The organism is Thiorhodovibrio winogradskyi, from assembly GCF_036208045.1.
Taxonomy (GTDB): Bacteria; Pseudomonadota; Gammaproteobacteria; order Chromatiales; family Chromatiaceae; genus Thiorhodovibrio; species Thiorhodovibrio winogradskyi.
In genome coordinates, this window is sequence record NZ_CP121472.1 from 1,385,541 (window position 1) to 1,407,613 (window position 22,073).

The following is a 22,073-nucleotide window of genomic DNA, read 5'->3' on the forward strand; positions in this document are numbered from 1 at the left end:
TTGTTTATATCTTTTTAATGGCGGAGAGGGAGGGATTCGAACCCTCGATGGGCTATTAACCCATACACACTTTCCAGGCGTGCTCCTTAAGCCACTCGGACACCTCTCCGGAAATTCTGCCAACCTGGCCCTGGCCCCTGGGAAGGGCACTGTTGCCGCGGGCAGGTTCAAGGTCGCGTAGGATACGGGATGTCGGCCGATCTCGCAATCAAACCTTGGAATGGAGGTATAAGCATGCTGAGCGGAAAGCCGTTCGCGGCGGCAAGCGAGGAAAACAGGACGCCAATTCTGACGGTGCTCGAGACCCGATTCGCCACTGCGAGCCGAGTGCTCGAGATTGGCGGTGGAACCGGTCAGCACGCAGTCTTTTTTGCTGAGCAATTGCCGCATCTGCATTGGCAATGCACGGACCGCGCGCAAAATCTCCCTGGTATCCAACAGTGGATCGCCGAAGCCGCCCTGCCCAACCTACCACCGCCACTGCAACTCGATGTCACATCCGAGCAGGACTGGCCGGCTGGCCCTTTTGATGCCGTTTTCAGCGCCAATACTGCTCACATCATGTCGCTCCGGGAGGTGAAAGCCATGTTTGTTGGTGTCGGCCGGGTGCTGCAAGCCGGTGGCTGTTTTGCGCTGTACGGGCCTTTCAGTCGCGATGGGCGCCATAATAGCCCGAGTAATGCGATGTTTGATCTGCAATTGCGCGCACGTGACCCAGAAAGCGGGGTGCGTGACATTCGTGATTTGGAACGCATCGCGGCGGCTGCAGGCTTGGATCTTGAAGAAGACTGCAGCATGCCGGTGAACAACCGCACCCTGATTTGGCGACGTCGCAAAGGAAAGCACAATTAACAATCAGAGCTGCATGCGGTTGCAGCCGGAGGGACTTGGCGCTTAAACCTCCGCAACCGCGGCTTCGGCTAGCGCCGCGCGCAAGCTTTGCTCTACCTGATCTTCCGTCACCGGCAGCGGCAAGGCGGCGAATACGGGAAAGCGCTGGCGCAGTTGCTCAAGCTTATGCTGGTACTCCGCTTGGTAAAAACAGATCACCTTGACCTCTGGACTCCGCTGCAAGCGCGCCATGAGCGTCTCTAGATTGCTGCTCCGATCACGGAAATCGGATTGAAAATTGTATTCTGCAACAATTACATCCGGCAGTCGGCGCTTCAGCGCTGCTTGCGCCTTGCGTTGCGAGTTCAGGATCTCGGCATCGAAGCCCAGACGCTGATAAAGGCCGGTGAGGTTTGGATAGCCGCCCAGCTCGATGATGGCAAGCAAGCGCGGGCGTTGGCCGGAGGTCCGCGTCATGCGAACACCACCCAGGTTGTGGCGATATATTTGACGCCAGAGACAAGACTCACCGCGCGATGCTCATGCGTCCAGAATGGTGGGAAAAGCACCAGTTTGCCCTGTTCCGGGCGCACGCTAATGTCCTGATAAAGAAATTGCGTTTCCCCGCCTGGACCTGGCACGTCGTTCAGGTACCAAAGCGCCACCAACTGCCGCTGACTAAAGGCGTGACTGCCGCCATCGATGTGCCAGTGGTAAAACTCAGCTTCCCGGTAACGTTGAATCTGGTAGCCCATGTCCTTGAAGGGGCCTTTGAAGTAGGGAAAGGTCTCGCGAAACTCGCGTAGCGCGGCGGCCAGGGAGCCGAAAAACATCTCATCGGCGTCCTTCCAGTCGTCCTTGTTGCTGACCACCAGATCCATGGTTTGCTTGATGGCGCGGTCACGCTCCTGGATTTGCCCGATGCGGCCCTCGTACTGTTGCTGTGGATTCGCCTCGAAGCGCGCGATCATCTCCTGGCAAAAAGCCGGTGGCAGAGCATGACGGCGCTCGAACACAAAGCTGCCCGGCTTGACTTCGCGAATGCTCGGCAGGGGTGGCAATCCGCGCTCGGCGGTGAAAGCGTTCATTGGTGGATGCTGATCTGTTTGGTTCATGAATGCTGAAAACTTTCGCTGATCAGGGAGGACGCGCGGGAGGGCCTAACAGCAACTCACGCTGGCAAGGCATTGGCAAGGCATGGGCAAAGCACTGGCGCACCTGCTTGTCCCGCGCCCGGAGAGCCAAATATAAGGCTTTGAACCATTATCCCGACCCTCGCGGCCGCGGGACAGTTTATACATCAAGAGGGAGTCTGGCGTGGCACTACGCATTAAAAGTCATTGGTGGAACGACGACAACGCGCGCTCGCTGGCGGAGATTGGCTCAGCCTTGGCTTTTATTGCCTGGCGCATCGCGGTGGACAAGGCGATTAACCTCCACTGCGAGCGCTTTGTCTATCGCGACGATGCCCAGCGGCTGCAAGTCATTCAGGAATATCTGGTCTTTCTGATTCAGGTAGCCGACCGCCTGGCTTTTGGCCGCTTTGAGGATGACGACCGCCGAGCGCTGATCACCAGTTTCGCCAAAAAATGCATCGAGCACCTGCAGGACAACAGCGTCGACCTCCTGGGACCCGGCCAGTATGGCGACGCCTTTGTCGAGCGGCTCAATACCCGCTCTGGCGAGTATGCGGATTTTGAACTCGGAACCGACGGACCCAGTTACGCCTTCCTCCGCCACCTCGGTTTCGAGATCCAAACCCTGATGGGACAGCAGGAGGAAAACCGGTGGGTGATCGATCAGATCATGGACAAGGACGGCTGGGATGCTTACAAGGGTTTCGCCAAGGCCTTCGGCGACCTCTTCGAATAAGCGTCTGTCTTACGGCAGGCGGGGAAATTGGAATCAGTATGAGTCATGGGTTGGCTTCTGTCGATGAGGCTGACAAGCTGGGTGCAGATGGTCAATGGCGCGGCTTATCGCCGAATTATTTTTTTAAAACAATAATTTATGATTTACTTCGAGACAGCGGCCGCCCGCCAGCGATAGAATTCCGCCGGCGGTCCTTGGCAGAGCTGGCAGCGATCGCAGCCGTTGGCGCAGTCGATGCGCTCGAGCTGTCCCTTGCGTATCCAGACCGCGCATAACTCCCGCGCCACCTCCGGTGGCACCCGCAGATGCAGCGCGATGTCGTTCAGGCTGGCGAGCGGTCGTTCGAGCAGATAGGCGCGCACATCGGTAAGCATGACAAGCTTCCTGGGTCAAGCAGCTGTGTCCCGACCGCGATGCGCCCAGATACGCAGTCCGACAAAGACCAGAATAAGGGTCAGCAGGCTGATCGCGATCCAGCTGCCCGACCACCAGGGATGGCGCGCGAAGGTGGTGATTTGGTAAAAAAGCGTCGCCGTGATGTAGGCGATGCCGGTGGTCCAGGCGGCCACAAAGGCCGCCCAGGCATTGCCGGCCTCGCGCACAATGGCGCCGATGGTGGCGATGCAGGGAAAATACAGCAGCACGAACAGCAGATAGGCAAAGGCGCCAGCGCGGCCGTCAAAACGCACCTCCATGGCACCAAAGGCGCCGGCGGAAACGCCAGGATCAGCCGCGGCCCCGTTCAGATCGCCCAGGCCCAGCGGATCGGTCAGGCCGCCTAGCGCCGCGCCGAGATTGGCCGGGATAGTGGCCAGGGCGTCGCTCAGGGCCGCGAGCAGATCAAAAGACTCAGGCGTCTCTGGCTCGGGTTGCTCCTCGGCGGCGAGTTGCCCGTAGACAGTATCCAGGGTGCCGACGATCACCTCTTTCGCCAGCACACCGGAGACAATGCCCAGCACCGCCGGCCAGTTGTCCGCGTCTATCCCCATGGGCGCGAACAAGGGCGTGGTGAGGCGACTGGCGGCGCTCAGCACCGAGGCATCGCTGTCGGTCTCGCCAATGCTGCCGTCGGTGCCGATGGAACCGAGCAGGTTGAGCACCACCACCATGACGATAATGATCTGCCCCGCCTCGCGCAGAAACAGCCGCACCCGATCCCAGGTGCGCAGCAGCACCCCGCGAACCGTCGGCAGATGATAGGGCGGCAGCTCCATCATGAACCCCGTGCTGCTGCCGGCGAGCAGGGTGCGCTTCATCACTAGTCCGGTCAGCAATGCCACGGCAATGCCAGTCAGATAGAGCGCGAACACCACATTCTGGCCCGAGTGCGGAAAGAAGGCCGCGGCAAACAACACATAAACCGGCAGCCGAGCCCCGCAGGACATGAAGGGATTCATCAGGATGGTCAGCTTGCGCTCGCGCTCGTTCTCCAGCGTGCGCGTGGCCATGACCGCCGGCACATTGCAGCCGAAGCCGACAATCAGCGGCACAAAGGCCTTGCCCGGCAGGCCGATGGAGCGCATGAAGCGGTCCATGACAAAGGCCGCGCGCGCCATGTAGCCGGAGTCCTCGAGTGCCGAGAGAAAAATGTAGAGGCTGGCGATAATCGGAATAAAAGTCGCCACCACAGTCAACCCGCCGCCGACACCCTCGGCTAGCAGAAGGCGCGGCAACTCGGGCGTACCGAGTCCGTCGAGCACAGCGCCGAAGCCATCGACAAAGAGCGCCGCCGCCGCGCCGTCAAAGAAGTCGATGAAGGCGCCGCCAATATTGATGGTGAAGACAAACATCAAGTACATCACCAGCAGAAACAGGGGCACGCCCCAGAAGCGGCTCAGCACCACACGGTCGATAGCATCCGACAGGGTGCCGCCGACTTGACCGCGACAGCGCTGCGCGCGCGCGGTTAGCGCGTGGGCATGGCCGAAGCGCGAATCGGCAAGGTAGATGTCCGGCTCCTCGCCGGAGCGCTCGGCAATGGCCGCGCGCCATTGCGCGGCCAGCGCGCGGATGGGCGCGTCCACCTGCTGGGTGGCAAAGGCATCGTCTTCAAGCAGCTTGAGCGCCAGCCAGCGGGCATTGGGCGGACGTGCCAAGGCGTCCACCACCTCGGTGTCTGGCCGCAGCGGTCGCGCGGTGGCCAAAATGGCTTCGCTCAGGGCCACCACACCCTGCTCGACACACTCATCCTGCGCCAGGCTAAAGCCCGCGGACTCCTGACCGCGGGCCACTGCCAGCGCGCGCGCGCTGAGTTCCGTCAGCCCCTCTTTATTGACCGCCACCACCGGCACCACCGGGCAGCCAAGTTCCCGTGCCAGTGCCGCCGCGTCGATGTCGATCCCGCGGCGGCGGGCCAGGTCCATCATGTTGAGTGCCACCACAATGGGCACGCCCATCTCGAGCAACTGCACGCTAAGGTAAAGATTGCGCTCCAGATTGGTTGCATCCACCACATTGATGATGACATCGGCCTCGCGCGCGAGCAGATAGTCGCGTGCCACCCGCTCATCAAGCGAGCTGGCATCGAGTGAGTAAATGCCGGGCAGATCGATCACCCGCACCGCGCGCCCGTCCAGTTCGCAACGCCCTTCCTTGCGTTCCACCGTGACCCCCGGCCAGTTGCCGGTGGTCTGACGGATGCCGGTCAGGGCATTAAAGAGCGCCGATTTGCCACAGTTGGGGTTGCCGGCCAGGGCCAGGGTGAGCGGAGGCGCGGGCGCTCCTGGCCGATTCGCGCCTGAGTCTGCTCCAACCGCCGGGGTTGCGCCTGAGTTTTCTGGTTTTCCAGATTCCTGATCCATAAAGCGTCTCAATTCACCCAAAGACCAAAACCACGCCCAAGGCAGGGCAACGACAGGATAGTAGAGGCTGCCCCTGTTTGATGCGAACAAGTTTGATGGGAACAAAAGGGTTCAACCACAGGCCGCATGCTACGCCCTGTCGCGAAGCGTATCAAGAATCACTATCAACTGGCGCGGATGCTAGGGTCGTGCGCGAGGGGCGTGGAGCTGACCAGCCAGTTGTGAAGCCGCGCCACAGGCAGCGGGCGGGCGATCAGATAGCCCTGGATGAGGTCGCACCCCTGGGCGCGCAGTTCCTCGGCCTGATCCTCCTGCTCAACGCCCTCGGCCAGAACCTCGAGTCCCAGGCTGTGGCCCAGGGCGATGATGGCCTTGACGATGGCGGCATTGGCCTGGTTGCTGGTCATGTCGCGCACGAAGGACAGGTCGATTTTGAGCTTGTGTACCCGCAGCTTCTGCAGGTAGGCGAGCGATGAGTAGCCGGTGCCGAAGTCATCGATGGACAGCCGCACCCCAAGCTCGCGCAGTTCGGCCAGGGTTTGCTGGGCGCGCTCCTGGTCGCGCATCAGAAAGCTTTCGGTGATTTCCAATTCCAGATACTCGGCTGGCAGGGTGCTGGCGGCGAGTGCATCGGCAACCCTTTGGGTGAGCTGGCCATGGCTGAGTTGCACTGCCGAGACATTGACCGCGGTGCGCGGCGGCCTGAGCCCGGCGGCGCGCCAGCTGGCCATCTGGTGGCAGGCCGCGCGCAGCACCCAGTCGCCGAGCTGCACGATCAGCCCGCTTTCCTCGGCGATGGGGATGAACTCACCGGGGGAGATCATGCCCTGTTCGGGGTGTTTCCAGCGCACCAGGGCTTCCAGGCCGGTCAGGGTGCGACTTTGGGCATCAACCTGGGGCTGGTAGTGCAGGCACAGCTGGTTCTGGTCGATGCCGCGGCGCAGGTCGGCCTCCAGTTGCAGGCGCTCGCGTGCGCGATGCGACAGCTCGCGCGCGAAGAAACGCATCTGATTGCGTCCGCGATCCTTGGCGCCATGCAGGGCGGCGTTGGCATGGCGGAGCAGGGTCTCGGTATCCGCGCCATCGGTCGGGTAAAGCGCGATGCCGATGCTGGCGCTGGTGTAGACATCTTGGCCGCTCAGCGTGCAGGGTCGACACAGGCTGTCGAGCAATCGCTGGGCAAAGAGATCGATACCCGAGGGCTCGGTCGCCGGCAGCTCAATGATCATGGTGAACTCGTCGCTGCCAATGCGCGCGATGGCCTCGGCCTCGGGGCCCTGTTCAATCAGACGTTTGGCAATGGTGGCCAGTAGTTGGTCGCCAAGACTGTGGCCCAGACTCTCGTTGATGGTCTTGAAGCGGTCAATATCCACCAGCAGCAGCGCGAAGCGCCCGCGCCCGTGGCGTGCCTGGCCGATGGCATGCTCGAGCAGTTCGGCGAACAGGGTGCGGTTGGGCAGCCCCGTCAGGGGATCGCGGTGGGCGAGATCATCGGCACGTTGTTCGGCGTGATGGCGTTCGGTTACATCGGCGTTGGAGCCGCGCCGACCGAGAAAACGCCCATCCTCGTCGAATACCGGCTTGCAATAGTGCTCGATCCAGCGTTCGCCGCCATCGCGCGCGCGCAGGCGCAGACGCAGTGGCTCGGGATCGGCATCCGCGACATCCGGCACATGCTTGAGCCAGCGCGGGCGATCATCGGGGTGAATCAGGCCTGTCATCAACTCGGGGTCGGTAAAAAAATCCGCCGGTGGGTGGCCGGTGACATCCTGACAGGCAGGGGAGACATAGAGGTAGCCACCATCGGGTGCCAGCCAGTATTCCCAGTTTGGCGAGTAGTCCGCCAGAATGCGGTATTTCTGCTCGCTCTGGCGCAGCAGCGCGGTGCGCTCGGTGACCTGATCCTCCAGCGCCGCGCGCAGCCGCGCCAGCTCCAGATGGGTGCGCACTCGCGCGCGCACCTCGTCGATGTCGAGCGGTTTGGTTAAATAATCAGCTGCCCCGGCCTCGAAGCCGCGCACCTTCTCGGCACTGGCGTCGACCACAGTGACAAAGATCACCGGAATTCGCCTGCCGCGCGGCAGTGCCTTGATGCGCTGGCAAACTTCGTAGCCGTCCATGCCGGGCATGACGATGTCGAGCAAAATCAGATCCGGCGGTTCGGGACCGGAGACGATCTCCAGCGCCTTGGGGCCGCTACTGGCGACGCGGATGCGGTAGTCGTGTTTCAGGGTTTCGAGTAGCTCGTGCAGATTCTCGGGGATGTCGTCGACCAGCAGCAGGCTGGGTGGGCGCTCGGGTTGCGCGCTAAGCGGCAGCGCATTGGCGCGCCGATAGCGGCCAAGCTCAAGCTGGGTGCGCACGCGTAGATGGAGTAACTCCGGGTCCACCGGCTTGGTGATGTAATCGGCCACCCCGAGTTGTAGGCCGCGTGTCTCGTCGCCCGGCGATGACAAGGCTGTGACGAAAATCACCGGAATCTCGGCGGTGGCGGGATCGGACTTGAGTCTGGCCAGCACCGAATACCCGTCCATGCCGGGCATTTTCACATCCAGCAGAATCAGGTCGGGGCGGGGCTCGCCAGCCGCCAGATCAAGCGCTTTGGCGCCATTGGTGGCGGCGAGAATGGCATAGTCCTCGCGCAGCAGTTGCATGAGCGCATGGAGATTTTCATGCACGTCGTCGACGATCAGAATGCGTGGGCGGTCCGGATTGGGAGGCGTCATCTGTGGTTCGTGCCTATTGCTGCTTGTTGCGGTTCCTTTGGACCATAAGGAGAGAAGCGGCATGCACAAGATTATGCCAGCAATGCTTGGCAAATTCGCGCGGCAAATGCGCGCGCGAGTCAAGGAGTCCGGCTGTCAGGACTGACCCGCGCGCAACGCGGCGAGTTGCGCGCGGGCGCTGTCGATGTCGAAAATCTCGAGCGCCTCGGCGATGGCCACAAGCCTCTGGCGTGCATCTGTATCGGCTATCGCATGCACACGGACCAGCAGGGGTTCAACCGCGCCCAGGTCTGACTGCAGGCTGTGCTCCAGTGCATCCAGCAAGGGGGCAAGATCCGCGTCTCCGGCTCTCTGGCCAGTGTCGGTTTCTGTGCCAGTGCCAGTACCTGTGTCATTGCCAGTTCTGGTGCCTTTGTCCGCGCTGGCGCCGCTGCCGTGCCCGTTGACAGCCGTCAAGGATGACACCGGCCGGCCAAGGCTGTCGATGTCTTGCAGCACCTCCGAGAGCCTGGCGCGCATGGGTTCCAGGCGGGTCGCGTCCAGGGATTGCCCGGCTTTGAGTTCCGCGTCAAGCGCGGAGACTTCCTCGAACAGTGCCGTGGCGCCCAGCGTCCCGGTCAAGCCCTTGAGGCTGTGGCAATAATGCTCGGCCACCTGGTTGGACTCCTGGTTGGACTGCTGTTTGGACTGCTGGTTGGACTGCTGGTTGGACTGCTGGTTGGACTGCTGGTTGGACTGCTGGTTGGACTGCTGGTTGGACTCCGGGTTGGACTTCTGGTCCGCCCTGGCCGAGAGTCGCTGGAGCCGATCGGCCGCGTCGGAATAATGTTCGCGAAAACGGCGCAACTGGCGTCGGTAGGCATCGGCGCGCCCGCCGATGCGGCGCAAGCCGGCGGCGGCGTCGAGACTCTTGAGCGCGGCCAGGTCGGTTGGCAGCTCGGGCCGATGCTCTTGCCTGGCTGCTTGTCCCAGGAGTTGGCCGACCGAGGGCGCCCTAGGCAAAGAGCCAGGTTCCCCGCCGGGTGGTGCTGGCTCCCCCGCTGCCCCAGCGCCGACCCAGCGCGTTAGCACCGCGAACAGATGATCCGGCACCACCGGCTTGGCGACATGGTCGTTCATGCCGGCGGCCGTGGCGCGTTCAATGTCGCGCGTCATGGCCAGCGCGGTCATGGCGATGATGGGCAGTCGCGCCAGGCGCTCATCGCCATCGCGCTCGGCCAGGGCGCGCACTTGGGTGCAGGCTTCCAGACCGTCCATTACAGGCATTTGAATATCCATCAGCACGGCGTCGTAATCGCGCGCGCTGATGTTGGCCAGGGCCTCGGCGCCGTTCTCGGCTTCATCGACCAGCAATCCCTCGCCACGCAGCAGCTCGCTGGCGAATTCCCGATTGATGTCGTTATCTTCCACCAGCAGGATGCGCGCGCCGGCCAGCGCGTGCCTATGGGGATTGATCTGGGGACTGGGCTGGGAATTGGCTTGTGGATTGGCCGGTCCGGGAAGACTTTCGGCCCCGCTGCCGGCGGGCCTTTGCGCGGAGCCTAGCAGGCGCTGATGGCCCAGCACCGACAAGAGGGTATCGAGCAGGGTGGAGGGCGAGACGGGTTTGATCAGAAAACCATGCACGCCGGCGCGCTCGGCCAGGCGGATGACATCCTCGCGCCCATAGGCGGTGACCATCACCACCTTGGGCCGGCGCTCGGGGGCGAGTTCGCAGGCAATGCGCTGAGCGGCCTCGTCGCCATTCATGCCGGGCATGCGCCAGTCCATGAGCACCAGGTCATAAGGCGGGTCGGCGCCGACCAGGACGTTCAGTGCTTGCTGGCCGCTGGCCAGGCCTTGGGCGGCGACCGGAATACGCGCCAGAATTTCGAGCAGAATATCACGCGCGGCGGCATTGTCATCCACCACCAGCACGCGGATGCCGCTGAGATAGGGTACCGCGCGTTCAAGCAGCGCCTGGCGGCGCTTGAGTGAGTCAGTGGCTGGGCGCAGTCGGGCGGTAAAGCAAAGCGTGGCTCCGCGTCCGGGTTGAGAATCCTCCACCCACAAACGCCCACCCATCAGCTCCACCAGGCGTTTGCTGATGGCCAGCCCCAGCCCGGAGCCGCCGAAGCGCCGGGTGGTGGACGGGTCGCCCTGCTCGAATTGCTCGAACAGATGGGCCTGGACCTCGGGCGTCATGCCGATGCCGGAATCGCGCACGCACACCTGGATGTCGATGCGCGACTTGCCCGTGCGCAGGGCGTGAAAAGCCAATTCCACCTCGCCATCCTCGGTGAATTTGACGGCATTGCCGCACAGGTTGAGCAGCACCTGGCCCAGGCGCAGCGGATCGCCGATCAGCACTGGCGGGATGGCGGCATCATGGCGAATCAGAAATTCGATACCTTTGTGCTCGGCTTGGTAGCCCACGGCATCGGTCAGGCGCTCAAGCAGGGTATCGAGGCCAAATTCGACCTCCTCGAGCGCGATCTTACCGGCCTCGATCTTGGAGAAATCCAGAATATCGTTCAACAGCCCGAGCAGCGCGTGGGCCGCGCCCTGGGCTTTTTCCAGGTGATAGCGCACACCGGTCGGCAGGTTTTGTTTGAGCGCCAGATATTGCATGCCGAGAATGGCATTCATGGGCGTGCGGATTTCGTGGCTCATGTTGGCGAGAAACTCCGACTTGGCGCGCGCGGCCTCCTCGGCCAGCGCGCGGGCGCGTTGCATTTCAGCCAGGAGCGCGCGCTCCGGGCCGATGTCTTGCACAATGGACACCGCGCCCTTGGTCCTATCCTGGGGATTCACCGCCCGGGCCGACAGTCGCGCCCAGAGTTGGCTGCCGTCCTTGCGCACCAGAATCTGCTCGCGCACATCGGTCTCGCCGCGCCACACTGGAAGGTAGGCTTCGCGGCCGATGCGCTCCCAGGTCTCGTCATCCGCGTAGAGCATCCGGGTGCTCCGGTCGAGCAGCTCGCCTTGCGCATAGCCGAGCATTTCCTCGAGCCGGCGGTTACAGCGCACCATCACGCGGTTTTTCATCAGCACAATGCCGACGCTGGCGGTGGCGAGAATGGCTTCCTGTTCCTCGTGGGCCAGGCGCAGCGCCTCGGCGGCCTCGTGCTCATCGGTGATGTCTTCAACAATGCCCACCATGCCGTCCAGCGGCTGGGCCGGGTTAAGCGCGCGCCCGTACAGCCGTGCCCAGAACGTCTGGCCCGTCTTGCGCAGCATTTGGAGGTCGCGCGGAGCCGTTTCTCCGCGTGCCAGGGCAGCGTAAATGGCCGCGCCCTCCTGCTGAAACTGGTCGTCATCCAGATACCAGATGCGCGTTGATTGTCCAACTTGCTCGCCGGGCGCGTAGCCAAATAGCTCATCAAGACGGCGATTATTGCGCTGGATGACACGCTCGGAAATGAGCACAATGCCGACATTGGCGGCATCAAACAGCGCCTGCAACTCGCCCCCGCGTTCGCTGGCAAGGCGTTCGAAATCGCCGCGCTGGCGTTCCAGCTCGCGCGAGGCGGCGAGCAGATCGCGGGTGCGGCGGTTCACCTGCCAACGCAGCAAAAAGGCCAGGGCGAGCGCCAGCAACAGGGCCGCGCCCAGTGCCCCCAAGGCACGCCAGATCCACACAGGTGCGCGAATCTCCGGTGCTGGTCCCATGGCACGGCGCAGGGCGCGAAAGTAGATCGAGTCCGGATCCTGGCGCCACCGCAGCAGATGACGGTCGATCACCGCCAGCAGTGCTGTTGCCTCGGTCTTCGCGCTCTCGGCTCGGCCGGTGGCGAAATAAAGATTGGCTGGCAGGAACAGAATGGGCGTCTCGCGCAAGCGATAGCGCTGGGTATTGCGCGCGGCATAAAAGCTGTTGGTAATGACCGCATCGGCCGCGCCCTCGACCACGGCGGCATAGCCGTCCTCCAGGGAAGCGACCGGGATTGGCTCATAGCTCAGTCCGCTGGTGCGCATCAGGCGGTCGAAAAATTCCTGTTGCACCCCGCCGCTTAGTATCGCGATACGATGTCCGGCCAAGTCGGACAGGGTATGCACGCGCAGATTTTGCGAACTGTACACTTGAGACCAGCTACTGGCCACAGAAAGCTCGTTAAAATTGAAGCGAACCGCACGCTCGCCGGAAAAGGCTACATCCGGCATTAAATCGAGCTTGCCAGTCTCGAGTTGTACCAGGCAGTCCCGCCATTCGCAGGCTTGGTAGTCCAGTCGCCAGCCCTCGGCGCGCGCGATGGCGTCGAGCAGCTCCACGAACAGCCCGGCCGGGCGGCCATGGCTATCGGTGAAAATTTTTGGCGGATTCTCGTAGAGGCCGACGCGAATAGGGTTATCCGATAGCGCGGACGACCAGAGGGTGCTACTGGCCAGAACAAGGAGTATTCCCCCCAGCAGGGTGAGCACCAGATTCAGTGCGGTCAGATGACGAAACATTCCGGTAGCGAGTGGTCCCTTCACAGTTAACCTTCAGGCTTTTGCGACGTCATCTGCCCGGCCAATGCATCTGCTGTTGCGCGGCAACTTGGGTGGTCGAGAGTGATTCTAGACGGTTACAGCCGTTTGGGAAACGATGGCGGCAGCGGTGATGACGATGAGTTTTCAGTCCAGCGACGATCCGATTTTGCGCAACAAGATGTCGCTTGCCGGTCAGTCTGCTGCGTGGAGCCAATGATGTTTGCTGGTGGTAGACTGAGGTTTTGTTATTCGTGTGCAACCACTCGACACCAACAAGGCCCCCCAATCGTTCGTCATGTCCGCGCTCGCGAATCCAAAAAAGTCCAAGACCCTCTTTGTCTGTGCCGCCTGTGGCGCCGAACTGCCAAAATGGGCAGGGCAGTGCCCGGATTGCGGTGTCTGGAATCAAATCGAGGAGCATCATCGTCCGCTGCCTCCACCTGCCGGTCAGGGCTATGCTGGCGCGGCCACGGCTGGGCTGGTGCAGGATCTGGCGGAGCTGGCTCCCGAGGTCGAAACCCGCTCGCCCTGCGGCATTGGCGAACTCGACCGGGTGCTGGGCGGGGGACTGGTGGCGGGCTCGGTGGTGTTGCTCGGCGGTGATCCGGGTATTGGCAAGTCCACGCTGCTGTTGCAAGCCTGCGCCGCCATCGGCGTGAGCTGGGGACAGGCCAAGGCACCCGGACGCCGTCATCCGGTGCTTTATGTGACGGGTGAGGAGTCGCCCGAGCAAGTCAGCCTGCGCGCACTGCGCCTGTCCTTGCCACGCGAGGCCATCCGCCTGCTGGCCGAGACCAGTGTCGAGCGCATTCTCGCCACCGTGGAGCGGGAGCGGCCAGGAGTACTGGTGATCGACTCCATCCAAACGCTCTTCACCGAGGGGATGTCCTCGGCGCCGGGATCCGTGTCCCAGGTGCGCGAGAGCGCGGCCCAACTGGTGCGCTTTGCCAAGCAGACCGGCACCACGGTGTTCTTGGTGGGCCATGTCACCAAGGAAGGCGCCCTGGCCGGTCCCCGGGTGCTGGAGCACATGGTCGATACAGTGCTGTACTTCGAGGGCGGGCCAAGCGGCACCCATCGGCTGGTACGGGCGGTCAAGAATCGCTTTGGCGCCGTCAATGAACTGGGCGTTTTCGCTATGACCGAACGTGGTTTGCGGCAGGTGAAGAATCCCTCGGCGATCTTCCTCGCCCGCCAAGCCGAGCCGGTACCGGGCTCCGTGGTGTTGGTCACCCGCGAGGGTACCCGCCCGCTGTTGGTCGAGGTGCAGGCGCTGGTGGATGAAAGTCCCCTGGCCAATCCACGCCGGGTCACCCTGGGGCTGGATCACAACCGCCTGGCCATGTTGCTCGCGGTGCTGCATCGCCATGGCGGGGTGCCGCTGTTCAACCAGGATGTCTTCGCCAATGTGGTCGGCGGCGTGCGCGTCACCGAGACCGCCGCCGATCTGGCGCTGGTGCTGGCGGTGCTCTCGAGCTATCGCGACCGCGCATTGCCGCTCGACTTGGCTGTTTTTGGCGAAATTGGCCTGGCCGGAGAGATCCGCCCGGTGCCCAATGGTCTGGAGCGCCTGCGCGAGGCGGTCAAGCATGGCATGCGCCAGGCCATTATCCCCGCGGCCAATGCGCCCAAGGGCGGCCTGGAGGGGGTGGAGATTCGCGCGGTGAACAGCCTGCGCGAAGCGTTGGACGCGGTCTGACGCTGGCTAGACAGGCTGGGCGGGCTGATCCGGCGTTCCCATCTTGGCTGCGTCGGGTTCCTGTTGTTCCGCTACAATGGTTTTCACCGTCTTCACCGCCGTGTCGTCAGCCTGCAGGATTTCTAGCGGATACCCTTGCAATTTCAGGCTGGTGCCGGGCTCGGGGATGGTTTCCATGTACTCCAGAATCAACCCGTTTAGCGTCTTGGGGCCATCGGTTGGCAACTCCCAACTCAACGCGCGGTTGAGTTCACGCACGCTGATGCCACCGTCGAGCAACAGACTGCCGTCCTCGTTGCGGTGGATGTCGGGGAAGGAGTCCGAGGGGTCCGTGGTGATCTCGCCGACGATTTCCTCGACCAGGTCAGCCAGGGTGATCATGCCCTGAAAATCGCCATACTCGTCAACAATCAGCGCAATGCGCTCCTTTTTTCGTTGAAAGTTGATCAGCTGCTGATACAATCTGGTGCCCTCGGGGACAAAATAGGGCTTGCGCGCCAACCCGCGCAGCCCCTCCTTGAGCTGATCGCGTTCTGGCAGTCCGCCAAGCGCGCTGCGGGCGTGAAAAATACCAACCACATTGTCGATGCTGCCGTCGAACAACGGTAGGCGTGCATAGCTTGACCGCTTGATGGTGTTGAGGATGTCCTCCTCGTCATCGCGCAGGTCAATGCCTTCCACCTCGTGGCGCGGCACCATGATGTCTTCCACCGTGGCCTGTTCCAGGTTCAAAATCGCCAGCAGCATGTCGCGGCTGCGCTCGGGGATCATGGCGCCGGCCTCGGTGACCACGGTGCGCAGTTCTTCCTGGCTCAGGGCATGACCATTGTGTTCATCCGGGCGCACGCCAAGCAGTTGCAGCAGGCCGTTGGCGATGAGATTGACCAGCCAGACGATGGGGTAGAGCAACCGCAGCAGGGGCACATAGACAAAGGCCGCTGGATAGGCCAGGCGTTCCGGGTGCAGCGCGGCGAGCGTCTTGGGGCTCACCTCGGAAAACACCAGAATCACCAGTGTCAACAGACCCGCCGCGATGGCGATGGCGCCCTCGCCGCCGAGGCGCAAGGCAATCACGGTCGCCAGCGATGACGCCAGGATATTGACAAAATTATTGCCGAGCAGAATCAGGCCAATCAGGCGATCGGGCCGCTCGAGCAGACGCTGCGCGCGTTGGGCGCCAGGATGGCCCTGATCGGCCTGATGGCGCAGCCGGTAGCGGTTCAGGGTCATCAGCGCCGTCTCCGAGCCGGAGAAAAAGGCTGACAACATCAGCAGGCCGATCAGCGCCAGAAAGAGTCCGGCCAGCGGGAGTTCATTCACGATTGTTTGGGCTTAGGTCTGAGGCGGGGCGTTTTTTTGAGGTCACTCGCCAAAGTATTGCGTGCGATAGCACCAGGCTTGCAGATGCTGGGGCCATTCGTTGTCCGCCAAGCCTGCCTTGCGTTTGAGATGGCGCAGAAAATCCGCCGGGCGCGGGAGTTGTTCCCACACCGAGGGCAGAAAAGTGCCTCGCCGCGTGCCGGCTTCGAGAATCAGGCCGTCGACGCCAGGGCTCAAGGCCGCGAGCAGGTCGCTCTCGCTCGCGCAGGCAAGGGGCTCGCGCGGGCCGATGACCGAGATGCTGATGTGCAAAGGCGCCAGCTCATGCTGTTGGAGTGGCGGAAAGCGCGGATCGCGAAAAGCCGCCGCCTGGGCATTCTCGCGCACATCGGCCGCCAGGCTGCGCGACCCACGCGGCTCCAGACTGCCAATGCAGCCGCGCAACTGACCCTGCAGCTCGAGCGTCACGAAGGCCGCGCCCGGTGCTTGCAGGGTGGGGCTCTCCGCGGCGGGATCGACGCCCGCCGCGCGCCCGTCGCCAAGCCCCTCGGCGATGGCTGCGCGCGCGATGGCCAGCAGGCGCTGGCGGTCCGCGGCGGCGAGCAAGCCACCGGCTTCGCCAGACAGGGACGGCATGTCTTGGCTGTTATCCTGACGCAAGGCTTATATCCTCTGGTTTGATCATTTGTGGCAGCCGGAATCAGGCGATTCGTGGAAGGCATAAGCCCCATAGCCTACCACCCGATCAGGCGTTCCTGCGGTTTGACTGGAATTGCGCAAATCGAGTTGCTCAGGCTTAAGTCCGCGCTCCTGGGCCATGGTAAGCAATCCGCGCAGTGGATAGCGCCCGCAGGCCTGCTCGGGGCCAATCAAATCAGGCTCCAGGCGTAAAATGGCTGTGGCTGTTTGGGCATCGAGCGCTCGCGCGCTGGCATCGTCGAGAAAATGGCTGAGATCGGAGCTGATCACAATCAGAGTCTCGGCGCCGCCCCAGAGCGACTCCAGCACCTCGACCACCTCGGTGGGGCTGGCCGCGCCCACCAGCAGTGGAACCAAGTCGAAATTCCCGAGCAAGTGTTGCAAAAATGGCAGTTGCACTTCCAGGCTATGCTCGCCGTCAAAGGCCGTGTCCAATTCCCGCACTTGCGCAAAAGCCAGCAACTCCTTGCAGACCGAGCGCGCCACGGGCACCGAACCCAGGGGTGTCTCCCAGGCATCGGCGGCACTGAGGGCAAGCCCCTTAAATGGCATTCGGTGCGCGGGGCCTAACAGCACCACGCGGTGGATCTGGTCCGCTTGGGACTCCAGACTGGCATAGGCGCTGGCCGCCACCGGACCGGAGTAGAGGTAGCCCGCATGGGGCACAATGAGCGCCTTGACGCGCTTGTCGGTCCGCCCAGCCGTGCTGGCGGGGGTGGCGCGCGCGCGCTGCGCGAAGCAGGCGTCGATCTCGGCGCGCAGGCGGGATGGCTCGGCCGGATAAAAGGTGCCGGCAACGCAGGCGTGGCGAAGATTCCTCATGCAAAATGCTCCCGATGCTGGTCAAATGCCAGGAAAATGCCAGAGGGATGCTGAAATCCGTGACGGCATTTCATAGTTTAGACGATGGTTGTGATTCAGGAGAGAGCGGAACCACCTCCAGCCCGGTTGCGCCCAAGGGACAAGATCCACCAGCTATCACCCGAGTGCCATGCCGACACCGACAAAGTCCTCAACCGTGAACCCTGATACCAATACTGACATCAGCTATCCGAGCTTCTGCCATCCGCTCGGGGATGGTCGCCTGCAGTGCGATCTCTGCCCGCGCGCCTGTCGACTGCGCGAGGGCCAGCGCGGGCTGTGCTTTGTGCGCGGCGCCAGGCATGGCCGGGTGGAATTGCTGACCTATGGGCGCTCGAGCGGTTTTTGCATCGACCCGATCGAAAAAAAGCCGCTGCATCACTTCCTGCCCGGCACCCCGGTGTTGTCCTTTGGCACCGCCGGTTGCAACCTGACCTGCGATTATTGTCAGAACTGGGACATCAGTAAATCACGCGCCGCCGACACCCTTGCCACCGAGGCCAGTCCGGAGCAAATCGCCCGGGCGGCCCACAGCCACGGCGCCCGCTCGGTGGCCTACACCTACAACGACCCGGTGATTTTTCTCGAATACGCCTGCGATACCGCGCAAGCCTGCCATGCGCTGGGGGTGAAAAACGTCGCTGTTACCGCGGGCTATATCAGCCCAGGCGCGCGCGAGCGCTTTTTTGCCGACATGGACGCGGCGAACATTGACCTGAAAGCCTTCAGCGAGGACTTCTATCGCCAGCACTGCGGCGGCCAGCTTGGCCCGGTCCTCGAGACCTTGGAGTACCTCAAGCAGGAAAGCACCATCTGGGTGGAAATCACCACCTTGCTGATTCCCGGTCTCAATGACAGCAATGCCGAACTCACCGCCCTGTGCGCCTGGATCCGCGAGCATCTCGGCCGCGATGTGCCGCTACATTTTTCCGCTTTTCATCCTGACTTCAAACTGCGCCAGCTGCCGCCGACGCCAGCGGCGACCCTGACGCGCGCGCGCCAGATTGCCCGCGACCATGGACTGCATTATGTTTACACCGGCAATGTGCATGATCGAGCTGGCGCTAGTACCTGGTGCAGTGGCTGCGACGCGCTGCTGATCGAGCGCGACTGGTACCAGCTCGGCACCTGGGCACTGAGTCCAGGCGGCACTTGCCGTGCATGCGGCACTCCTTGCGCTGGTGTCTTCGAGGCGACTCCAGGTGACTGGGGTGCGCGCAGGCAGCCTCTGGGCTTGCATCCCTAAGCGGGCCGCGCATAATGCGTCCCTTTTCGCTCTTTCCAAGGAGAACTCGTGTTCAGGAATGCCAAGGTCTTTCGCCTCGAAGGCGGCATCGCTTTCGATCAGGTACAACTGCATGAGCGCCTGAGCGCGCATGCCTTTCGGCCTTGTGGGCCGCTCGAGACCGCCACGCTTGGTTGGGCGTCGCCCTTGGGGCCCAGCGCCGAGACGCTCGCGCATCAGGCCGGCGGTTGCCTGCTGATCGCCGCGCGCCGTCAGGAACGCTTGCTGCCCGCCTCGGTGGTGACCGAGGCGGTGGCGGAGAAGGTCGCGGAAATCGAGCAGGGCGAATCGCGCGATGTCGGCCGACGGGAGCGCAGCCGGTTGCGCGAGGAACTGCTGACCGAGATGCTGCCGCGTGCCTTCACCCGCTCGCGCCTGCTGCGCGCCTACATCGACCCGGCCGCCGGCTGGCTGGTGGTGGATGCCTCCAGCGACAAACTGGCCGAGGAACTGGTCAGCCTGCTGCGAGAAAGTCTTGGCTCCCTGCCGGTCAAGCCGCTGCGCGCGACCACCGCCGTGGACGAGCGCCTGAACACCTGGGTCGCCACCGACGCGGCCCCCAGCGGTTTCGATATCGAGGATCAGTGCGAGCTGCGCGACCCCGGCGACAGCCGTGGCGTGGTGCGCTGTCGCGGGCAGGATTTGACCAGTCCGGAGATCAAGGCACATCTGGACTCGGGCAAGCGGGTAGTGGCCCTGGGGCTGACCTGGAACGAGCGCCTGTCCTTTGTGTTGAGCGAGGATCTGGCGCTCAAGCGACTGCAATTCAGCGACGAGTTGATCGACGACGCACTGGAGGGGGATGCCGAGGATGAACAGGTCCGCCTGGATGCTGAGTTCATCATCATGGCCGGCGAGCTGCGTGCCCTGCTTGCGGCACTAAGTGCTGAGTTCGCACCGGCCGAGCCGACTTGAGCATCAGCCAGCATCAGCCGCCTGTCGCCGTGCGATCTCAGTCTGCATGACCCGCAGCAGGCGGAAGCTGATTCCCCCGGTTGAACGCAGCCCCCGGGACTCCTGGAAAGCGCGAATGGCATCGCGGGTGGCGGGGCCGATCATGCCATCGGCAATCTCGGGCCCGTAACCCAGCCATTGAAGATTGCGCTGCAGCAGCAAGACCAGCCTGTTGCTGAGTTCGGGCTCGGCGAGTGGCTGAAAACCGCCCTGACCGTCGGCCAGGCACTGGATCAGTGCGATGGATGTATCGGGTTCATTGGCCTGGACGAAGACGAAAGGCGCGTCGCTCTGGCAAGCCGGAGGGGATGTCTCGGCTCCTGCGGTCGCCTCATGCGCTCTAGGTGCGCCGCTGTTCAATTCGACGGGCTGCTCTGCAAGCTCTGCGTTTCCGGTCAGATCGTCCTCGCCCGATGATTGAGCTTGCGCAGCCTTAACTTCTGAGAGTTCTCGTCGCTCTGTGGACATTATCGGAGGCGCTGCGTCTAAATGTACGCTAGGCGCTGTAAACTCCGCGGTCTTCCCCGCAGTCACCCCTGCTGTACTCCTTGGTGAGACCCAAGGATCAGCCAGAGTCCTTGTGGTCACCGCCTCATCAAGGGGGCGAATCACCAAAGGTCGCGGCTCCAATTCGGCTGCGTCTGTCCGTGCCTGTGTCGGCATCATGCGTTCGGTCCTGACCCCAATGGGATCCGCCCCAATAGGCTGAGTAAAGGGCTCAGACAGCAGTGAGGACAGGAGCACCGCCCCGACAGCCAACCACAGCGCACCCACCACCGGCCAGCCGCGCAGTTCGCGCTCCGGGTCGCCTGGTGGTCCGGCGAATGGACGGCACAGGATCCGCGAGGCCCAGGTGGTGCCAACACTAACCCAGGTTCGCCACTGGAACCACAGCAGCACGCCCAGCAGACGCGACAGCCGATAGACAGGCAGCAGCCATTGCAGCAGATCGCCGGGCGGTACCCGACCGACCAGCCCAGCGGCCAATCCAGTGGCCAGCCCAGCAAGCGGCCGCTGCCCGCGCCTGGCCAGCCACGCAACAGCGGCCACCAGCCCGAGGCCCAGTGCAACCGGCAATCCATTGCCGAGCATGGCCTTGGGTTCAGCCAAGGCGAAGGGCAGGACGATGATGGTCTGAAGCAAGAGTGCCCAGGCAATCTCGGCGGCGCCCTCGCCGGCCAGGGGATGGGCGCGGGTGCCCTTGGCCAGCCATAGCAGGCGCGCCATCAGGGCTGTGGTGACCATGGTGGAGACTGTCAGCGCCAATCCCAGCGACGGCCCCAGGCCCAGCCAACCCGGCGGCAGCCCAGCGAGCAGGGGCTTGGTGGCATCCTTGGCCAGGGCGCCAGTGGTCAGGGGCGCGCCAGCCATGGCCAGCGCCAAGAACCCAAGCCCGCCCAGAATGAGCGGTTGGCGCATCGCCTCGGCATGCTTGCGCAGCCCGATGCCAAGGAAGAGCCCGCCCTTGACCAGGCCATGGTGAGCGGCGTAGAGCGCGATGGCGGCCACCCCGACCGGCGCCAGCGCCGGCTGTAACAGCACCAGCCCCAGCAATACCAGCAAAAAACCCATTTTGCTGATACTCGAATAAGCCAGGATGACTTTGAGATCGCGCTGCAGCAGGCCCAGACCGAGGCCGTAAAAAAGGGTGAAGAGCCCCAGCAGGATAAGTCCCGCGCCCCAGTGCGGCAGCGCCAGCACGCCGATTGGCAGGAAACGCAGCCAGCCAAGCAGGGCGACCTTGATCATGGCGCCACTGAGCACCGCGCTGGCGGCGATGGGGGCCGCCGGGTGCGCCAGCGGCAGCCACAGGTGCAGCGGAAAAATGCCCGCTTTCACGCTCAATCCCAACAGGACTAGAGCGATGGTCAGATCGCTCAGTACGGCCAATTGTCGCGGCTCGGGCGCCGCCGTGCCGGTCTCGGCGGCGATCATCGCCAGGGCGGCGAACAGCAGCACTTCGCCGACCAGCGCCAGCATCAGATAGACCTTGCCGGCACGGAGCGCGGACCGGGTGCCGTCGTGAATCACCAGAATGTAGGATGCCAGCCCCATGATGGCGAAGCCAACATAGAAGCTAACCAGATCCAGCCCCAGGATGAGCCAGAAATTGCCGCCCATGGCGAGCAGAAAGAAGGCGCTGAAGCGCGCGCCGCCGCGATTCTCATCGGCTGTCGCCAAGGCGCGCCAGCGCTGACTGGCCGCGAAAACCCCGGCAACCAGCCACAGAATGGCGCTAAAAATCAGAAAGATCCGACCGGCGGCATCCACACCCAACTGGGTGCCGAGCAACAACCAGGGGAGTTCAAAGCGGGTCCCAGGCGGCAGGGCAAAGGCGATCAGGAGGGCTGGCAGCGCCCCCAGCGGCGGCAGCCACCATAGGGGGCGCGCCAGTGCCGGACCGGCCAGCAGCAGCGGCCAGAGCCAGGCAACGAGCAGCAAGAAGCCGTTCAGCATGGCGACCGCCCGAGTAGCGTCATGGCGCGGTGCCAGTTCGCAAGAGAAGGCGGCGGTTTCATGGTCACCGCTGCCAGGGTCGCCGCTCGCCAGGTCCAAATCCGAGATGGCCACGC

The 22,073-nt window shown here is 63.2% G+C and carries 15 protein-coding genes and 1 tRNA gene; 5 read left to right on the forward strand and 11 right to left on the reverse strand.

What is annotated here, in order from left to right:
* Nucleotides 1–18: 18 nt before the first annotated feature.
* Nucleotides 19–109, reverse strand: a tRNA-Ser gene (locus tag Thiowin_RS06320).
* A 125-nt stretch (nucleotides 110–234) separates the two neighbouring features.
* On the opposite strand from Thiowin_RS06320, the gene Thiowin_RS06325 reads away from it, so the two are divergent.
* Nucleotides 235–852, forward strand: a complete 618-nt coding sequence (locus tag Thiowin_RS06325) for a DUF938 domain-containing protein (protein ID WP_328986892.1) — start codon at nucleotides 235–237, stop codon at nucleotides 850–852.
* A 42-nt stretch (nucleotides 853–894) separates the two neighbouring features.
* Here the strand turns inward: Thiowin_RS06325 and Thiowin_RS06330 are convergent, their stop codons facing one another.
* Nucleotides 895–1,308, reverse strand: coding sequence for a hypothetical protein (locus Thiowin_RS06330; RefSeq protein ID WP_328986893.1), 414 nt, complete (start codon nucleotides 1,306–1,308; stop codon nucleotides 895–897).
* Entirely contained in the window at nucleotides 1,305–1,919 is a 615-nt protein-coding gene (locus tag Thiowin_RS06335) for a 2OG-Fe(II) oxygenase family protein (protein WP_328986894.1), read from the reverse strand. The genes Thiowin_RS06330 and Thiowin_RS06335 overlap by 4 nt, the downstream gene beginning before the upstream one ends.
* A gap of 229 nt (nucleotides 1,920–2,148) precedes the next feature.
* Here Thiowin_RS06335 and Thiowin_RS06340 point away from each other — a divergent pair, with 229 nt between their 5' ends.
* Complete coding sequence (locus tag Thiowin_RS06340; protein ID WP_328986895.1) at nucleotides 2,149–2,703, forward strand: hypothetical protein; 555 nt, start codon at nucleotides 2,149–2,151, stop codon at nucleotides 2,701–2,703.
* Nucleotides 2,704–2,846: 143 nt separating this feature from the next.
* Here Thiowin_RS06340 and Thiowin_RS06345 read toward each other — a convergent pair whose 3' ends face one another.
* The 4 genes from Thiowin_RS06345 to Thiowin_RS06360 form a co-directional block, all read right to left on the reverse strand.
* Complete coding sequence (locus Thiowin_RS06345; RefSeq protein WP_328986896.1) at nucleotides 2,847–3,077, reverse strand: FeoC-like transcriptional regulator; 231 nt, start codon at nucleotides 3,075–3,077, stop codon at nucleotides 2,847–2,849.
* Nucleotides 3,078–3,092: 15 nt separating this feature from the next.
* Entirely contained in the window at nucleotides 3,093–5,504 is a 2,412-nt protein-coding gene (gene feoB / locus Thiowin_RS06350) for a Fe(2+) transporter permease subunit FeoB (RefSeq protein WP_328986897.1), read from the reverse strand.
* Nucleotides 5,505–5,668: 164 nt separating this feature from the next.
* Nucleotides 5,669–8,230: a two-component system response regulator gene (locus Thiowin_RS06355; RefSeq protein ID WP_328986898.1), complete on the reverse strand. Its 2,562-nt coding sequence runs from the start codon at nucleotides 8,228–8,230 to the stop codon at nucleotides 5,669–5,671.
* Nucleotides 8,231–8,365: 135 nt separating this feature from the next.
* A complete protein-coding gene (locus Thiowin_RS06360; protein WP_328986899.1) occupies nucleotides 8,366–12,661 on the reverse strand; it encodes a response regulator in 4,296 nt (1,431 codons plus the stop codon).
* A 316-nt stretch (nucleotides 12,662–12,977) separates the two neighbouring features.
* Between Thiowin_RS06360 and radA the strand changes: the two genes are divergently transcribed.
* Nucleotides 12,978–14,381, forward strand: a complete 1,404-nt coding sequence (gene radA, locus Thiowin_RS06365) for a DNA repair protein RadA (protein ID WP_328986900.1) — start codon at nucleotides 12,978–12,980, stop codon at nucleotides 14,379–14,381.
* A gap of 6 nt (nucleotides 14,382–14,387) precedes the next feature.
* Here radA and Thiowin_RS06370 read toward each other — a convergent pair whose 3' ends face one another.
* The 3 genes from Thiowin_RS06370 to amrB are packed head-to-tail and all read right to left on the reverse strand — an operon-like array spanning nucleotide 14,388 to nucleotide 17,222.
* Nucleotides 14,388–15,701: an HlyC/CorC family transporter gene (locus tag Thiowin_RS06370; protein WP_328986901.1), complete on the reverse strand. Its 1,314-nt coding sequence runs from the start codon at nucleotides 15,699–15,701 to the stop codon at nucleotides 14,388–14,390.
* 42 nt (nucleotides 15,702–15,743) lie between these two features.
* A complete protein-coding gene (gene amrA, locus Thiowin_RS06375) occupies nucleotides 15,744–16,337 on the reverse strand; it encodes an AmmeMemoRadiSam system protein A (protein WP_328988019.1) in 594 nt (197 codons plus the stop codon).
* A 45-nt stretch (nucleotides 16,338–16,382) separates the two neighbouring features.
* Nucleotides 16,383–17,222, reverse strand: coding sequence for an AmmeMemoRadiSam system protein B (gene amrB, locus Thiowin_RS06380; RefSeq protein WP_328986902.1), 840 nt, complete (start codon nucleotides 17,220–17,222; stop codon nucleotides 16,383–16,385).
* A 196-nt stretch (nucleotides 17,223–17,418) separates the two neighbouring features.
* On the opposite strand from amrB, the gene amrS reads away from it, so the two are divergent.
* Together amrS and Thiowin_RS06390 are read left to right on the forward strand one after the other, a co-directional pair.
* Nucleotides 17,419–18,507 carry an AmmeMemoRadiSam system radical SAM enzyme gene (amrS, locus tag Thiowin_RS06385; protein WP_328986903.1) on the forward strand — a complete coding sequence of 363 codons (1,089 nt, stop codon included), beginning with the start codon at nucleotides 17,419–17,421 and terminating at the stop codon, nucleotides 18,505–18,507.
* Nucleotides 18,508–18,555: 48 nt separating this feature from the next.
* Nucleotides 18,556–19,461 carry a recombination-associated protein RdgC gene (locus Thiowin_RS06390; protein ID WP_328986904.1) on the forward strand — a complete coding sequence of 302 codons (906 nt, stop codon included), beginning with the start codon at nucleotides 18,556–18,558 and terminating at the stop codon, nucleotides 19,459–19,461.
* Nucleotides 19,462–19,464: 3 nt separating this feature from the next.
* Here Thiowin_RS06390 and Thiowin_RS06395 read toward each other — a convergent pair whose 3' ends face one another.
* Nucleotides 19,465–22,071 (reverse strand): proton-conducting transporter transmembrane domain-containing protein, encoded by a 2,607-nt coding sequence (locus Thiowin_RS06395; RefSeq protein WP_328986906.1) that lies wholly within the window; start codon nucleotides 22,069–22,071, stop codon nucleotides 19,465–19,467.
* Nucleotides 22,072–22,073 lie beyond the last annotated feature (2 nt).

What these genes read in the sequence shown, in the direction of transcription:
- Thiowin_RS06335 (WP_328986894.1), bottom strand. Translation starts at nt 1,919, where the DNA reads ATGAACGCTTTCACCGCCGAGCGCGGATTGCCACCCCTGCCGAGCATT.
- radA (WP_328986900.1), top strand. Translation starts at nt 12,978, where the DNA reads ATGTCCGCGCTCGCGAATCCAAAAAAGTCCAAGACCCTCTTTGTCTGT.
- feoB (WP_328986897.1), bottom strand. Translation starts at nt 5,504, where the DNA reads ATGGATCAGGAATCTGGAAAACCAGAAAACTCAGGCGCAACCCCGGCG.
- Thiowin_RS06360 (WP_328986899.1), bottom strand. Translation starts at nt 12,661, where the DNA reads ATGTTTCGTCATCTGACCGCACTGAATCTGGTGCTCACCCTGCTGGGG.
- amrA (WP_328988019.1), bottom strand. Translation starts at nt 16,337, where the DNA reads ATGCCGTCCCTGTCTGGCGAAGCCGGTGGCTTGCTCGCCGCCGCGGAC.
- Thiowin_RS06325 (WP_328986892.1), top strand. Translation starts at nt 235, where the DNA reads ATGCTGAGCGGAAAGCCGTTCGCGGCGGCAAGCGAGGAAAACAGGACG.
- Thiowin_RS06330 (WP_328986893.1), bottom strand. Translation starts at nt 1,308, where the DNA reads ATGACGCGGACCTCCGGCCAACGCCCGCGCTTGCTTGCCATCATCGAG.
- Thiowin_RS06345 (WP_328986896.1), bottom strand. Translation starts at nt 3,077, where the DNA reads ATGCTTACCGATGTGCGCGCCTATCTGCTCGAACGACCGCTCGCCAGC.
- Thiowin_RS06355 (WP_328986898.1), bottom strand. Translation starts at nt 8,230, where the DNA reads ATGACGCCTCCCAATCCGGACCGCCCACGCATTCTGATCGTCGACGAC.
- amrB (WP_328986902.1), bottom strand. Translation starts at nt 17,222, where the DNA reads ATGAGGAATCTTCGCCACGCCTGCGTTGCCGGCACCTTTTATCCGGCC.